Source organism: Mycobacterium sp., from assembly GCF_965229265.1.
In the GTDB taxonomy this organism is placed as follows: Bacteria; Actinomycetota; Actinomycetes; order Mycobacteriales; family Mycobacteriaceae; genus Mycobacterium.
The window spans coordinates 807651-821780 of record NZ_CBDDIY010000013.1 but is presented as its reverse complement, the minus strand read 5'-3'; the positions used below and the strand labels follow the sequence as shown (position 1 = coordinate 821780).

14 protein-coding genes are annotated in these 14130 nt (G+C 67.8%); 8 read left to right on the top strand and 6 right to left on the bottom strand.

From position 1 onward, the window contains the following. Positions 1 to 11: 11 nt before the first annotated feature. Complete coding sequence (gene grpE, locus ADBZ9K_RS25825; RefSeq protein ID WP_526625086.1) at positions 12 to 683, bottom strand: nucleotide exchange factor GrpE; 672 nt, start codon at positions 681 to 683, stop codon at positions 12 to 14. Beyond that, positions 680 to 2533: a molecular chaperone DnaK gene (gene dnaK / locus ADBZ9K_RS25820; protein ID WP_526625085.1), complete on the bottom strand. Its 1854-nt coding sequence runs from the start codon at positions 2531 to 2533 to the stop codon at positions 680 to 682. The genes grpE and dnaK overlap by 4 nt, the downstream gene beginning before the upstream one ends. A 166-nt stretch (positions 2534 to 2699) precedes the next feature. Here dnaK and ADBZ9K_RS25815 point away from each other — a divergent pair, with 166 nt between their 5' ends. Then, the gene (locus tag ADBZ9K_RS25815; RefSeq protein ID WP_526625084.1) at positions 2700 to 3113 is read left to right on the top strand and encodes a heme-binding protein; all 414 of its coding nucleotides are present in this window, start codon (positions 2700 to 2702) and stop codon (positions 3111 to 3113) included. A 2-nt stretch (positions 3114 to 3115) separates the two neighbouring features. On the opposite strand, the gene ADBZ9K_RS25810 is transcribed toward ADBZ9K_RS25815, so the two are convergent. The 3 genes from ADBZ9K_RS25810 to ADBZ9K_RS25800 all read right to left on the bottom strand — a co-directional run bounded on the left by ADBZ9K_RS25810 (position 3116) and on the right by ADBZ9K_RS25800 (position 5917). Beyond that, complete coding sequence (locus tag ADBZ9K_RS25810; RefSeq protein WP_526625082.1) at positions 3116 to 4330, bottom strand: MFS transporter; 1215 nt, start codon at positions 4328 to 4330, stop codon at positions 3116 to 3118. Between the two features lie 204 nt (positions 4331 to 4534). Further along, on the bottom strand, positions 4535 to 5293 hold the full coding sequence (locus ADBZ9K_RS25805) for a GAP family protein (protein ID WP_526625081.1): 759 nt from the start codon (positions 5291 to 5293) through the stop codon (positions 4535 to 4537). Positions 5294 to 5296: 3 nt separating this feature from the next. Beyond that, positions 5297 to 5917 (bottom strand): DsbA family oxidoreductase, encoded by a 621-nt coding sequence (locus tag ADBZ9K_RS25800; RefSeq protein ID WP_526625079.1) that lies wholly within the window; start codon positions 5915 to 5917, stop codon positions 5297 to 5299. Between the two features lie 125 nt (positions 5918 to 6042). Between ADBZ9K_RS25800 and ADBZ9K_RS25795 the strand changes: the two genes are divergently transcribed. The 4 genes from ADBZ9K_RS25795 to ADBZ9K_RS25780 all read left to right on the top strand — a co-directional run bounded on the left by ADBZ9K_RS25795 (position 6043) and on the right by ADBZ9K_RS25780 (position 10002). Beyond that, on the top strand, positions 6043 to 6768 hold the full coding sequence (locus ADBZ9K_RS25795; RefSeq protein WP_526625078.1) for a carbonic anhydrase: 726 nt from the start codon (positions 6043 to 6045) through the stop codon (positions 6766 to 6768). Between the two features lie 125 nt (positions 6769 to 6893). Continuing rightward, positions 6894 to 8663, top strand: a complete 1770-nt coding sequence (locus ADBZ9K_RS25790; protein ID WP_526625077.1) for an alkaline phosphatase family protein — start codon at positions 6894 to 6896, stop codon at positions 8661 to 8663. 41 nt (positions 8664 to 8704) lie between these two features. Next, entirely contained in the window at positions 8705 to 9568 is an 864-nt protein-coding gene (locus ADBZ9K_RS25785; RefSeq protein WP_526625076.1) for an SDR family oxidoreductase, read from the top strand. Next, positions 9565 to 10002, top strand: coding sequence for a protease inhibitor I42 family protein (locus tag ADBZ9K_RS25780; protein WP_526625075.1), 438 nt, complete (start codon positions 9565 to 9567; stop codon positions 10000 to 10002). The genes ADBZ9K_RS25785 and ADBZ9K_RS25780 overlap by 4 nt, the downstream gene beginning before the upstream one ends. A gap of 6 nt (positions 10003 to 10008) precedes the next feature. On the opposite strand, the gene ADBZ9K_RS25775 is transcribed toward ADBZ9K_RS25780, so the two are convergent. Then, positions 10009 to 11748: an acyl-CoA dehydrogenase family protein gene (locus tag ADBZ9K_RS25775; protein WP_526625074.1), complete on the bottom strand. Its 1740-nt coding sequence runs from the start codon at positions 11746 to 11748 to the stop codon at positions 10009 to 10011. A gap of 151 nt (positions 11749 to 11899) precedes the next feature. Here ADBZ9K_RS25775 and ADBZ9K_RS25770 point away from each other — a divergent pair, with 151 nt between their 5' ends. The 3 genes from ADBZ9K_RS25770 to ADBZ9K_RS25760 are packed head-to-tail and all read left to right on the top strand — an operon-like array spanning position 11900 to position 14114. After that, positions 11900 to 12460, top strand: a complete 561-nt coding sequence (locus ADBZ9K_RS25770) for a hypothetical protein (RefSeq protein WP_526625073.1) — start codon at positions 11900 to 11902, stop codon at positions 12458 to 12460. A 10-nt stretch (positions 12461 to 12470) separates the two neighbouring features. Next, entirely contained in the window at positions 12471 to 13403 is a 933-nt protein-coding gene (locus ADBZ9K_RS25765) for an LLM class F420-dependent oxidoreductase (protein ID WP_526625072.1), read from the top strand. 48 nt (positions 13404 to 13451) lie between these two features. Further along, positions 13452 to 14114 (top strand): hypothetical protein, encoded by a 663-nt coding sequence (locus tag ADBZ9K_RS25760; protein WP_526625071.1) that lies wholly within the window; start codon positions 13452 to 13454, stop codon positions 14112 to 14114. Positions 14115 to 14130: the final 16 nt, after the last annotated feature.

Below are 14130 nucleotides of genomic sequence, written 5' to 3'. Positions count from 1 at the left end.
ACCCATGGTCGTTAGTTCGATTCTGCGTTCTGCGGACCGGTCTGCTCACCGTTGGCGGGCGTGTCGGCGTTCATAGGTCCCGTCGACTCACCCTCCACGGTGTCCACCACCCCGACGAGTGCGTGCCGCAACACCTGCTCGCCGAGCTTGTAGCCCTGGCGCATCACCGTGCCGATGACCGGCTTGGAGCCTTCGCCCTCGTGCTGCACGGCCTCGTGCAGGGACGGGTCGAAGTCGTCGCCCTCGGCGCCGAAGGCGCTCAGGCCCAGCCCGGTCAGCGCGGACGTCAGCTTGTCGGCGACCGACTTCAGCGGGCCGGTGTCCAGATCGCCGTGGCTGCGGGCGCGGTGGAGGTCGTCGAGCACGGTAAGCAACTGGCTCACCACGACGGCCTTGGCCCGCTCGCCGGCCACCTGCTGGTCACGCAGCGCGCGCTTGCGATAGTTGGCGAAGTCGGCCTGCACTCGCTGCAGATCTGCGGTGAGTTCGGCGACCTTGTCGGCCTGCTCCTCGCCGGCGGGGGCGGAGCCCTCCGGCGCCGACCCACTGGGGGCCGGGCCGGCGCCATATCCCGGGTCGCTTCGCTCCTGCCCTACGGAGGACTCGCGAACCTCGCCGGTCAAGGGATCGACTCGGCGCTTGTCGGTGACAGTTACCGGTTCGTCCGCATGCCCTTCACTCACTTGTGCTCCTGATCATCCTCGACGACCTCCGCGTCCACGACGTCGTCGGCACCCGAAGCACCCTGGGCGCCGCCGCCCGCGGCCTGCTCGGCCTGGGTGGCCTCATAGATGGCCTGGCCCAGGGCCTGGCTTTCCTGACCCAGCTTCTCCATGGCGGACTTGATCGCGCCGATGTCGGTGCCAGCCAGTGCCGTCTTGGCCTCGGTGATCGCGGCGTCGACCTTGATCAAGGTGTCCTCGGGGACCTTTGAGCCGCCCTCAGCCTCGCGCTGATCCTTGACGAACTTCTCCGTCTGGTAGACCAGCGACTCGGCCTGGTTGCGGACGTCGGCCTCTTCGCGACGCTTGCGGTCCTCGTCGGCGTGCGCTTCGGCGTCCTTGATCATCCGGTCGATCTCTTCCTTGGACAGGCCGGAGCCTTCCTGGATCTTGATCGTGTTCTCTTTGCCGGTGCCCTTGTCCTTGGCGGTGACGTGCACGATGCCGTTGGCGTCGATGTCGAAGATGACCTCGATCTGCGGCACGCCACGCGGAGCCGGCGGGATGCCGGTCAGCTCGAAACTGCCGAGCAGCTTGTTGTGCGCCGCGATCTCGCGTTCACCCTGGAACACCTGGATCTGCACCGAGGGCTGGTTGTCGTCGGCCGTGGTGAAGGTCTCCGAGCGCTTGGTCGGGATGGTGGTGTTGCGTTCGATGAGCTTCGTCATCACGCCACCCTTGGTTTCGATACCAAGGCTCAGCGGGGTGACATCAAGCAGCAGAACGTCTTTCACCTCACCCTTGAGCACACCGGCCTGCAAGGCCGCGCCCACGGCGACGACCTCGTCCGGGTTGACGCCCTTGTTGGGCTCCTGGCCGCCGGTGAGTTCCTTGACCAGATCGGTCACCGCGGGCATGCGGGTGGAACCACCCACCAGAACCACGTGGTCGATGTCGGACACCGAGATGCCGGCGTCCTTGATCACCTGCTGGAACGGCGCACGCGTGCGGTCGAGCAGATCCTGAGTGATCTTCTGGAACTCCGAGCGGGTCAGCTGCTCGTCAAGGAACAGCGGGTTCTTGTCGGCGTCGACGGTGATGTAGGGCAGGTTGATCGAGGTGCTGCCACTGGAGCTCAGCTCGATCTTGGCCTTCTCGGCGGCTTCGCGAAGCCGCTGCATGGCCATCTTGTCCTTGGTCAGGTCGATGCCGCTGGTGCCCTTGAACTTGTCGACCAGCCATTCGACGATCCGGTCGTCCCAGTCGTCGCCACCGAGGTGGTTGTCACCGGAGGTCGCACGGACCTCGACGACACCGTCACCGATCTCCAGCAGCGAGACGTCGAAGGTACCGCCACCGAGGTCGAAGACCAGGATCGTCTGTTCCTTGCTGCCCTTGTCCAGGCCGTAGGCCAGGGCCGCAGCAGTCGGTTCGTTGACGATGCGCAGCACGTTCAGGCCGGCGATCTGGCCGGCCTCTTTGGTGGCCTGACGCTGGGCGTCGTTGAAGTAGGCGGGCACGGTGATGACCGCGTCGGTGATGTCCTCACCGAGGTAGCTTTCGGCGTCGCGCTTGAGCTTCATCAGCACGCGCGCGCTGATCTCCTGCGAGGTGTAGTCCTTGCCGTCGATCTCCACCGACCAATCGGTGCCCATGTGCCGCTTGACCGAACGGATGGTGCGGTCGACGTTGGTCACCGCTTGGTTCTTGGCGGGCTGGCCGACCAGCACTTCGCCGTTACGCGCAAAGGCGACCACCGACGGCGTGGTGCGGGACCCTTCGGAGTTGGCGACGACGACGGGGTCGCCACCCTCCAGTACCGCCACGACGGAGTTGGTGGTCCCGAGGTCGATACCGACCGCACGAGCCATGATGAATCCTCCTGATAGTTACGTCTTGGGTCTGAGCGAACCAGGCTCAAGCCTGCTCCTTCCGGGGCCCGGCTGTCAAGCCATAGTTGAGTCGGTTCCACTCAAGTTGTCGAATGGCTCAACGGCGGACATTCCGGATTTGTTCCCAGCCGCTAGGTTGACGCCCATGCCCACTGTCACGCTCGCCACCGCCCAGGCCCTGATCGCCGCCGCGCACACCGAGGCCGACCGCCGCTCGGTGAAGATCTCCGCCGCAGTCGTCGATGCCGGTGGCAACCTCGTGGCCTTCGGCCGGATGGACGGCGCCGAGATCGCCGGGCCCGCGCTGGCCGTCGACAAGGCCTACACCGCGGTGGCCAACAGCATTTCCACCGCGGAGTTGGCCGTCCTGGCCGCCCCGGGCGGTGAGTTGTTCGGCTTGCACGCCAACGGCGGCGGGCGGTTCGTCATCTTCGGCGGTGGCATCCCGCTGCGTGACGGCGAGGTGATCGTCGGGGCCGTCGGCGTCAGCGGCGCGAGCACCGCCGACGATATCGGCTGCGCCGAGGCGGCGGTGCGCTCATGGTCTGCGGGATCTTGACGCTATCCGCGCCGCCGTGCCAGCAGCCGCACCAACACGAGCTGCGCGACGGCGAAGATGCCCAGCATGCCGCCAACGATCCCGAACGCACCGTACACACCGGATCGTGACGAAAAGGCCGCGCCCACAACGCTGTTGATGCCGACAGAGATCGCCGTCCGGCCGAATTCCGATGCCGCCGTCACACCGCCGGCGTATTCGAGTGGGGTCAGTTCCTGACGCCACCGGGTCAGCACCAGCCGCGCACACACGTTGCTGACCCCGAACAGGAACACCGCCACGACCATCACCGGCAGGCTCGCCGGGATCCACCCGACGGCGAGCACCACCGTCCCCAGCACTCCGCCGAGCATCCACCCCACTCCCGAACCTCGGTGCCGGGCCACGGCGTACAGCAGCGCCCCCGCCACTCCCCCCAGCGCGAACGCCGATCCGACATGCCCGACAGCGGCGGGATGGTGCAGGAGACCCTTGGCGAAGAACGCGCTCAGGAGCTTGCGTAGCTCGTAGAGGTGGAACAACACCAGCCCAAGGACGACGAGGAGCAGGTATGGGTGAGCAAGGATGTACTTGAGCCCGGCCCACGATCCTCCGTGCGATGCACTGTGGGGGCTGCCGGTCTCGGTCACCGCGGTTTTCGGGATCAGCAGGTAGCACGCCGCCGACACGACGAACCCGATCGGGATGACGATGTGCGGCACGATGCCGTCCGACCACACCATCAGTCCGCCGAGCATCAGCGGCCCGGCGACCGCACCCACCTCGAAGGCCACCTCGTAGCGGGAGTTGATCCGGTCGAGCAGATGACGGCGATGCCCGACCAGGTCGAGGGGAACGGTGTGCACCGAGGTATCCACGTAGCCGCGAATCAATGCCTCGAGGGTGTAACAGCCCATGACCCACGGCAGACTGGCGAACCCGAAGACCATGGAAATCGGAATGCCGGCCAGCACGATGCCCCGCAGCAGCGTCGAGAACGCCAGGACGAGCCGGGCACCGAACCGGTCGGTCGGCCAGCCGGCGAGATAGGTGCCGAGCATGTGCACGCCGGTACCGAAGGCGGAGAAGAAGGCCGCGCTGCCCAGCGATCCCGAGAGGTCCGCCACCAGCAGCGGCTGTGCCAGGTGCACGGCGCTGTTCACGATCTGCGTCACCAGGACGCCGGTGAGCAGACCGGTCAGCCGGACCGTGGGTGGTTCGACGGTGGCGCGGGTCATGCCGATGAATATCCTTCAGGCTTTGCGCCCCGGACCTACCGGAGCCGGACATCTAGACGAGATTGAACACCCCCCAGCAGGGACCGGCGCGGCAGAGCGGTGAACGCCACGACACGATCCCGCAAACGGTCTGACTGAATGGGGACTCTGACTCACCTACCGGCACCAGTGGTTCGCTGGCTTCATCCAGTGCCCGCTGAGCGGTCAGTTCCTCGGCAGGTGCTCGAGCGCGTTGTGGCCGACGAACACCGCCGCCGCGAGCAGAAGCACCGCGATGATCCAGCGCCCGTGGACCTTCATGATCCGCTCGTAGCTGTCCTTGATGCGGCTGGAGGCGCCGGGGCTGACCATCTCGATCACCGCGGGCGCAAGGGCGGGAACGACGGCGATCGCGGCGAACACCACAACGCCCAAGAGCCGTTCGGAGCGGTCGGTGATCTGCAGCAGCTGGTGCCCGGCGGCGATGGCGATCGGGAAGACCTTCGGGTGCAGCCCGCAGACGGCGAAGCCCGCCAGCGCGGCCCTGGTAATGCGTTGACGCACCGGCAGGTCGGCCTGCGGACTCAACCGGCGCGCCAGCGCCGGGAAGTGCTCAGTGATCCGGGCCCGTAGCTTGCTTGGCTGGTGGTCGGGCTCGGACACGTCGGCGATCGGCTTGTGGCGTACCGCGCCGATCGCGCGGTGGATCGCGATCGCCAGCAGTGCGGCGGCGATCAGGATGCGGACGACGAAACCCGGCCATGAGTCGTGGTGGGGAACATCCGGGGTCCCGGTCAGGTGCGCGATCAACATGCCCACGCCGGTGGCGAAGGCGATGCCGGCGACGGCGCCGACCGCGAAGGCGAAGGATGCCTGCCGGGGCACCTTCTTGTCGCTGGCCACGATCAATCCCAGGACAAGCGTCTCGGGGCTGAACAGGATGGCGAGCGCGAGAGTGGCGAGAACGGCGAGGTGCGTGCTCATGGCTCAGCCCAGCAGACTGTCGACGAAGGCTTCGGTGCCCTGCTTCCAGGCAATCACGAAGTTGCCGACGTCATCGCGGCTGATGTCGAGGACCGGACAGAACATGCTCGATCCGTTGTCGGTGAAGAAGTGCGGTGAACCGACCACGCCGCGGGCGCGCCCCTCGTCCCAGTCGGCTTGCACGGCAGCCGATGTCGCCTCGGCGTCGAGTGGTTCCAGCGCGAAGAGCTCGGCGATCGGGACAACGATGTCGGGCCTGCCGATATCGAGTCCCCGCTCGAACACCGCGTCGCGCAGCGCGATGCCCACCTCTTCGACCAGCACCGGATCGCCGGTGCGAGCTGCGGCCGCAGCCAGCGCGAACGCGGCCATTGAGGTGGCGGGAAAGCTGTCGACGGAGAATCCCGCGAACAGATCCGGACGTACCGAGGTGCGCAGGGCCGCGACCTCCATGCCGATGTGGTGGGGATCGAGTGGTGCGCCGTTGATCAGCTCCAGCGGCCACGCCCGGATCCGCAACCGCGGTTCGGCATGCCCGAGTTCGGCACGGCGGTCGATCAGTGTATGCAGTCCGGCATGCGTGAACGGACACAGGACGTCGGCGAAGACCTCGACGGTGCGCATGGCGGGCAGGTTACTCCGGTCGGGCGGGCCCGCGACCTCCACACGACTCGGCGGCAAAGTTTCCGGCGTTCGCTGCTGGAATCTGCTTGGATTTGGGCCAACCATCCGCCGACGGCAGGAGATCCGTGGACGACCAGGAACCACTCAGCACCACTCGCGCCTCGCGCCGCCTCTTCCTGGGTGCGCTCCCCGCAATTGCCCTCACCGCGGCGGCATGTGGCAGCAATCAGCCGGCCCACACCGTCGAGGAGGTCCGCGAGGAGGCCGGGCCGCCACCGCGGCCGAGCACACCCGACGAGGCGATCGATGCACTGGTGAAGGGCAACGCCCGTTTTGTCGCGGGCAAACCCCAGGTTCGCGAGACGGCCGACATCGAGTTGCTCTGGAAACAGATCGTCGACGGGCAACAACCGTTCGCGATGGTGCTCGGGTGCGCCGACAGCCGGCTGGCGCCGGAACTCATCTTCGATCAGTTCGTCGGCGATATCTTCGTGGTCCGCGAGGCGGGCAACATCGCCGAATCGCCCACCAACCTCGGCAGTCTCGAGTTCGGTCAAGCGGCACTGAAGGCCAAGGCGCTGGTCGTGCTGGGGCACTCGGGGTGCGGCGCGGTGAAGTCGGCGTTCGACGGTGCCACGCCGGGGGCCAACATTCAGGCGATCGTCAACGCCATCAAACCCGGAATCACCGGCGCGCGCGACGTCGAGGACGCCATTGCGCGCAACGTGGAAGCGGTGATCGCCCACGTGCGCCGGGCCAGCCGACTGCTCAGCGATGCCGAGGCATCGGGCGCGTTCAAGATCGTGGGCGCGGTCTACGACATCAAGACAGCCACGGTGCGGATGCTCTAGCCGGCACCTCAACGCGCTCCGAGCGAATGGTGACGGCGAGGCCCGAAAGGCCGTAACCGAGCCGAGATGAGTTCTAGTCTGTGCGACAGCTGTACATCGACTGTGGGACGGATCGGAGACGCGTAGTGACGGTCAAGAAGGTATGTCTGGGAATCGCGGTCGCGGGCGTGCTCGCCGGCACCGGATCCGCCGTCGCGACGGCCGTCGCGTATGCCGAGCCGGGCTCCTCGGACTCGCAGAGCGGCGCCACCGCGGGGCCACCCGCGTCGAGTTCGCCGTCGACGGCGCGGGCCCGCAAGCAGGCGACGAAGACCGTCGCGACGAGCACCCCGCGCGGGGCCGGCAGTGGATCGACCGCGACCACCGGTTCCGACCCGGTGAGTACGGCGCCCGCCGCGGCTTCGGTGAGCACGCCGACGTCGCGGCGGACGGTCGCACGCGCCGCGAAGCCGGGGGTGGCCGGCGATGTCGCGGCCTCGTCGACTCAGTCCTCTCAGACCACGGGAGCCGCCAGCCCCGCACCGGCTGCGTCGGTGGAACGTGCGCCGACCCTCCCTGATCCCCTGCCCGTTCCGGCTCTCCCGGCCAGCACGGTCACCATCACCAGCACCGGCTACTCCTACCGGGCCCGCAGTGCCAGCGCGGCGGCGGCATTGGTGGTGGCCCAGGACGCGGTCGACCCCACCAACGTCCACGTCTTAGTCCTCGGTGTCGACGGCACGAACATGCGCCGCATCCTGGCCGACCCCACCAACGTGAACTTCTTCGCTCTGATGGGCGCCAGCACCACCGGGATCGCGAGCATCGTCGGGCACACGACGATTTCCAACCCGTCCTGGACCGCGATCCTGACCGGGGCCTGGGACAACCAGTCCGGCGTAATCAACAACGTCTTCACCCCCGACACGTACGACAAGTGGCCGACGGTCTTCACCCAGCTCGAGGCGTACAACCGCGAGATCGACACCATGGCCATCGCCGACTGGAGCGTGATCACCGACATCGCCGGCGCGGGCGCGATCAAGGCCGACACCGTCACCTTCGTCCCGCAGGTGCCCGGCGACAGCAACTGGTCACAGACCGACGCCGCGGTCACCTCTGCCACGGTCGCGGCACTGCAGGGCACCGACGCCCCGAACTTCCTGTTCTCCTACCTGGTCCAGGTCGACGAGGCCGGCCACCAATACGGCGGCGCCTCACCGCAATACGCCGAAGCCATCCATCGCACCGACACCAACCTCGGCCAGATCATGGCGGCGGTCGCCGCGCGCGAGGCGGCCGGCGAGGACTGGACGGTCATCGTGGTCACCGACCACGGTCACCAGCCACAGGTGGGCTTCGGGCATGGCTTCCAGTCCCCGGATGAAACATCGACCTGGGTGATCGCCAACGGTGACTCGTTCGGGGCCGGAAAGCTGAATCTGGCCTACTCCATCGTCGACGTAACGCCGACGGTGATGGACCTCTTCGGCGGCCCCGCACCGCAGGGCTCGACGGGGGTGTCGCTGACGACGCTCGGCCAAAGCCAGGTCACTCCCGCCAATCTGCAGCAGGCAATCACCGACGCGATCGCCACGCAGGGCTGGCCGGATATCGCCACCAACGTCGCGTTGAGCGCGCGCACCATCTTCGCGACCCTCCCCTATTGGGTGGAGGGCACCATCTCCACCCTCACCTCGGAGCTGCAGAAGATCGCCAGCCAGAACATCTTCTTGATCAGCCCGCTGGCCCAGGTTGCCACGGCGGCCGTGCGGGTGATCGGTGGCGTGGTGTACGCGGCCACCGATGCCCTGGCCCAGCTGGTGGCCTGGATGACCGGGGTCGACATCTTCTCGCAGGGCTACCCGATCGATCCGCCGCCGGCCGCGACCAGGCCATCGGAGCTGGTGGCCTGATCCCCCCGCGGTCACGCCGACCGGTAGGCGATACTCCCTGGATGGGTACCTACGCCGTCACCGGCTCCGCATCGGGCATGGGAGCAGCCGTCGTCAGCAGGCTGCGCGCCGCGGGCCATCGCGTCATCGGCGTCGACATCAAGGAGGCCGACGTCGTGGCCGACCTGTCGACGCCGGCTGGTCGGCGGGCTGCCGCCGACGCCGTGCGGGCCGAGTGCGGCGGCACCCTCGACGGCGCGGTGCTGGCTGCGGGGCTCGGGCCCACCCCGGGTCGGGAGCGCCCGCATCTGATCGCCCAGGTCAACTACTTCGGGGTTGTCGATCTGCTGGAGGCCTGGCGGCCCGCCCTGGCCGCCGGTGAACGAGCCAAGGTCGTGGTGTTCTCCAGCAATTCGACGACCACGATTCCCGCGGTGCCCCGCCGCGCGATCGGGGCTCTGCTGGCTGGTGACAGCGAGAAGGCGGTGCGCACGCTTCGGCTCTTCGGCCGCGCCGCGCCCTCGATGGCCTACGGGGCATCCAAAATCGCCGTCAGCCGCTGGGTGCGTCGCCACGCGGTGACTCGCGAGTGGGCCGGAGCGGGGATCCGCCTCAACGCGATCGCCCCGGGCGCGATCTTGACGCCGCTGCTGGAGAAGCAGCTGGCCACTCCGGCCGAGGCCAAGACCGTCCAGGCCTTCCCGGTGCCGATCGGGGGTTTCGGCGACGCCGGCCAGTTGGCCGACTGGGTGGTGTTCATGCTTTCCGATGCGGCGGATTTCTTGTGCGGCAGCGTTGTTTTCGTCGACGGCGGCTCGGATGCCTACTTCCGCTCCGAACACTGGCCCGGCCCACTGCCCGCCCGCAGGCTGGCGAGCTACCTGTGGAAATTCAAGCGGTTCAAGAGTTTCGGCGACACCCAATGATCCGGCGGCTGGCCGCGATGTCGCTGATTGCGATCGTCCTGGCGGGCTGCAGCAGCCCTGAACACCCGCCGACGCCGGCGGCGAAGACCACTACCGTCGAGGTGCCCTACGACCAGCTGCTGACCCAGAAGCAGATCACCCGCGACGTGGAACTCCACGTCGGGGACACGCTGCGGGTCGTGTTGGCGTCCAACGCCTCCACCGGCTACCAGTGGTCGGCACAGGCGCAGATCGGCGACCCCGCCGTGCTGGCCCAACGCAGCCATGACGTCGCCGCCCCCACTTCCGCTCCACCGGGTGCGTCGGGCACCGAAACCTGGACCTTCGAGGCGCTCGAGACCGGCAGCACGACGCTCACCACAACCTACGGCCAGCCCTGGCCAGGCGGCGCCAAGGACGCGTGGACATTCACCGCCACCGTGACGGTGCACTGATCCCCGTCAGGGGCGCATCGCATAAGCGCCGTCGTAGGCCCGTACCTGCTGCCACACCCGGTCGAAGCGATCCGGGTCGGTCACCGGTTTACGCACCGCAGCCAACGCCCAGTCCTGTTGCGCCGGAGTTGAACTGGACTTTCCGTGCAGGGCGACGGCGTAGCTGGAGAAGTCCCTGACCTGGACGTCGAAGATCTGGTCTATCACGTCACGGTCCAATCCCCGCAACTCCGCCCGCTCGAGAATCAGCTGACCGTAGACCACCAGGGTGAACAGGTGCCCGACGACGAGCATGAAGTCGAGGTCGCGCAGCTGCTCGGCGTCGGGTGCGGCGGTGGTCAGCAAGGTTTGAAGCGCTCGCGCCTGTTCGGTGAAGCGTGCGACGTTCGGGATGGCCGAGGCCTTCTCGAAGACCGGCGCCCAATCGGCGAATTGCACTTTCGAGGCACCGCCGGCCGGACCCTGCGCCCAGAAGAACACGTCGTCGCACTTGTCGTCGCGAGTGCCGATCTCGGGGTAGGCCGCCGGGTTGAACAGGTAGTTGGGCATGAACTTCAGGATCTGCGCGACGTTGACGTGCACGGTGCCCTCCAGCCGGGGTAGCGCGCCGATCATGCCCTTGACTTCGGAGAAGTAGGTGTTGCGCTCGAATCCCTTGGCGGCCAGCACATCCCATAGCAGTCTGACCACCGTCTCGCCCTCGGAGGTCACCTTGGCCTTGGTCACCGGGTTGAACAGCAGGTAGCGACGGTCGTCGAGGCTGGCGCTGCGGAAGTAGTCGATGGCGCGGTCACTGAACAGTTTCATCGCCACCAGCCGGGCGTAGGCCTCCACAAAACTGGCCCGCACATGCGGGAAGTCGGTGACCGGGTTGCCGTACAGGATGCGGTTGTTGGCGTGGGTGATCGCCTCATAGAACGCGTGCTCACACATCCCGATCGAGGCGGTACACAGGTTGAACTTGCCGACGTTGACGGTGTTGAGCGCGACGGAGAACGCCTCGGGCCCGGTGCACAGGATGTCCTCCTCGCGAACCGGATAACCCTGCAGCGCAAAGTTACTCACATACATCTGGCCGTGCACCACGTTGCCGATCAGCTCGTAGGCGGGATGTCCGCTGTCGGCGACGAACCACACATAACCGTCGGGTCCCTCGATGTCGCCCCGGCGGCCGAACACCGACACCATGCCCGCCACGTTGCCGTTGCCGATGTAGTACTTCTGGCCGGTCGCGCGGAAGACCACCCCCTCCTCGTCGTCCGCGGCGGGGGTGAGAATCAGGTCGGTGTTGTAGATGTCGGCGCCGTGCTCACGCTCAGACAGTGCGAAGGCCATCACTCCGCCCGCCTCGAGCTGGGCCGCGGCACGTTCCTTGGCTTTGATGTTGTCGCTCTGCCAGATCGGGCCGAGCCCCAGGATGGTGACCTGCTCGGCGTACCAGTAGGCCAGGCCGTAGAAGCCGAGAATCTCGCTCAGGGCGGCGTTGCGGGAGGTGTCCCAGCGCTTGTTGTCGTCGCCGAGGCCGAACTCCGACGGGGTCAGGAACGTGGCAAAGATCCGCTCGCTCTTGATGAAGTCCAGAAAGTCAGCTACCCAGACCGCGTCGAGGTCGTCGCGCAGCAGTCGCGCCTTGCCGCGTTCCTCGAACCAGGCGATCAGCGCCTTCAGCTGACGCCGCGTCCCCGGATCGAACTGGCGCGGGTCGTAGGTGTTCGGGTTGAACAGCAGCCGGCCGTTGTCCGCCATGGCATGCCCCTTCCTCGGATGGGCTCGACACTAACGTGATCGTCGGCGGCTGATCGGGATTCACGGGTTACCGACAACCCGACCCCGCGAGTCACTCAAGTCTCAACTGTCACTCGATGCGTACCCTGACATACGACGGCAGGAGTTCGGTGTGCGAGTAGCCAGAGGCGTGAGGGCCGGTGTGGCCGTGGTGTGGTTGCTGGCCGCCGGTGCCGCTGCCGTCGGCTGCAGTTCCACCATCGACGGCGCGGCCACCTGCCCCGGCTGCGGCCCCGGCAGCGAGCCGGGCTTTCCCACCACCAGGCCCACCGTCACACCGCCGACCTCGTCGGCGGCACCCGCCTCGCCGACGCTGACGCCCAACCCGGGCGGGCAGACCCTGCTGCCCAGCGCCACCGGCTACGTCTACATCGAGACCAAGTCCGGCCAGACCCGCTGCCAGATCAACGCCGAGGCGGTCGGCTGCGAATCCGACTTCGAGAACCCGCCGGTCGTCAACGGCGAGCCCGCCAACGGGGTCGAGGTGTCGGCTGCCGGAAGCGTGCGCTGGATCGCCGGCAATCTGGGTGCCATCCCGACCACGCCGCTGGACTACGCGACCTATCACGCGGTCGGCTGGACCATCGAGGCCGGTGAGAGCGGGACTCGCTTCACCAACGACGGCACCGGGCACGGGCTGTTCATCAGCACCCAACGCGTCGAGGTCTTCTAAGCTGGCGAAGGTGGATTTCCGCGTCTTTGTCGAACCTCAGCAGGGCGCCAGCTACGACGACCAGCTCGCCGTGGCCCGGGCTGCCGAATACCTTGGTTACTCAGCGTTTTTCCGTTCCGATCACTACGTGGCGATGAGCGGCGACGGGCTGCCAGGGCCCACCGATTCGTGGGTGACGCTCGCCGGCATCGCCCGCGAGACGTCCACGATCCGGCTCGGCACGCTGGTGACCTCCGCCACCTTCCGCCACCCGGGGCCGCTGGCGATATCGGTGGCCCAAGTGGACGCGATGAGCTCCGGACGAGTGGACTTCGGCATCGGGGCGGGCTGGTTCGAGGCCGAACACCTGGCCTACGCCATCCCGTTCCCGCCGCTGGGGGAACGCTTCGACCGGCTTGGTGAGCAGCTCGACATCATCACCGGGTTGTGGACCACCCCGGCGGGCCAGACCTTCGACTACGACGGCACCTACTACACGGTCAAGGACTCGCCGGCGCTGCCCAAGCCGGTGCAGGATCCGCATCCCCCGATCGTCATCGGCGGCGCCGGCACCAAGCGCACCCCGGCGCTGGCCGCGAAGTTCGCCGCTGAGTTCAATCTGGCCTTTCCCGAACTGAGCTTCGTCGCCCCGCAGTACGGCAGGGTCCGCGACGCCCTCGCTGCGGCCGGCCGCGCACCCGACGACATCGTCTACTCGGCGGCCTTCGTGGTGTGCGCCGGACGCACCGACGCCGAGTTGCGTCGCCGGGCGGACGCCATCTCCCGCGAGGTCGACGAACTGCGGGCCAACACGCCGCTGTTCGGAACGCCCGCCGAGATCGTCGACCGGCTGGCCCCCTTCGTCCAGGCCGGTGTACAACGGGTCTACCTGCAGGTACTGGATCTGGCCGACCTCGATCACGTGGAATTGTTCGCCACCGAGGTGCTCCGCCAACTCGCCTGATTGCAGAACACTGCCTCTGCGCTGGCGGCCCGTTTAGCATGGGTAACCGTGGCGAAGTACGACCCCGCCGGGGCCACCGGCTACACGGCCGATGACGCCGCCGAGGTTGACGACGCCGCGCCGGCGGTCCCCTTCGGGGATCCGTTCGGTCCGTACCCGCAGGAGCCCTATCCCGGATCGGTGCCCTCGGACCGCCCCCCGGCCCCGACACCGGCGGCCGGTGCGGCGGGCGTCAACGACTCCGACCCACCGACCGACCCGGCGCTGCCCGCGCTGACCGCCGAGGAAGGGTTCGACCCGTTCGCCCCCGACGCGTTCTGGTTCCCCGAGCGGCCGTGGTACCGCAAGAAAGACGCCACCCTGGCCATCGGCGCCATCGGCGCGGCCGTGGTGGCGATCCTGGTCGCCGCCGTGCTGCTGTTCTCGGTGGGCTCCGACGACTCCGGCCCCGCCACCCCCTCGACGACGGCGACCACCGCGCCGAGCACCACGCCGCTGACCAGTTCACCGGCCACCGAGCCGCCGCCCCCGCCACCACCGGAGACCCCACCGTCGGCGCAGACCCAGACCTGGGTGCCGCAATATCCGCAGTACCCGCAGCAGAACGGTGGCGACCGGCCCAACGTCACCACGCCGCAGACCCGACCTCCGCAGATCAGCGTGCGCCCGACGCACCGCCCGGCGTTCCCCAACCAGCCCGGCGGGGGCTGACGGCTACTATCGGAAC

Excerpts from the sequence above, each read along its gene's own strand:
- ADBZ9K_RS25775 (WP_526625074.1), bottom strand. The coding sequence starts at position 11,748 with ATGGCGGACAACGGCCGGCTGCTGTTCAACCCGAACACCTACGACCCG.
- ADBZ9K_RS25800 (WP_526625079.1), bottom strand. The coding sequence starts at position 5,917 with ATGCGCACCGTCGAGGTCTTCGCCGACGTCCTGTGTCCGTTCACGCAT.
- ADBZ9K_RS25785 (WP_526625076.1), top strand. The coding sequence starts at position 8,705 with ATGGGTACCTACGCCGTCACCGGCTCCGCATCGGGCATGGGAGCAGCC.
- ADBZ9K_RS25815 (WP_526625084.1), top strand. The coding sequence starts at position 2,700 with ATGCCCACTGTCACGCTCGCCACCGCCCAGGCCCTGATCGCCGCCGCG.
- ADBZ9K_RS25810 (WP_526625082.1), bottom strand. The coding sequence starts at position 4,330 with ATGACCCGCGCCACCGTCGAACCACCCACGGTCCGGCTGACCGGTCTG.
- dnaK (WP_526625085.1), bottom strand. The coding sequence starts at position 2,533 with ATGGCTCGTGCGGTCGGTATCGACCTCGGGACCACCAACTCCGTCGTG.
- ADBZ9K_RS25805 (WP_526625081.1), bottom strand. The coding sequence starts at position 5,293 with ATGAGCACGCACCTCGCCGTTCTCGCCACTCTCGCGCTCGCCATCCTG.
- ADBZ9K_RS25780 (WP_526625075.1), top strand. The coding sequence starts at position 9,565 with ATGATCCGGCGGCTGGCCGCGATGTCGCTGATTGCGATCGTCCTGGCG.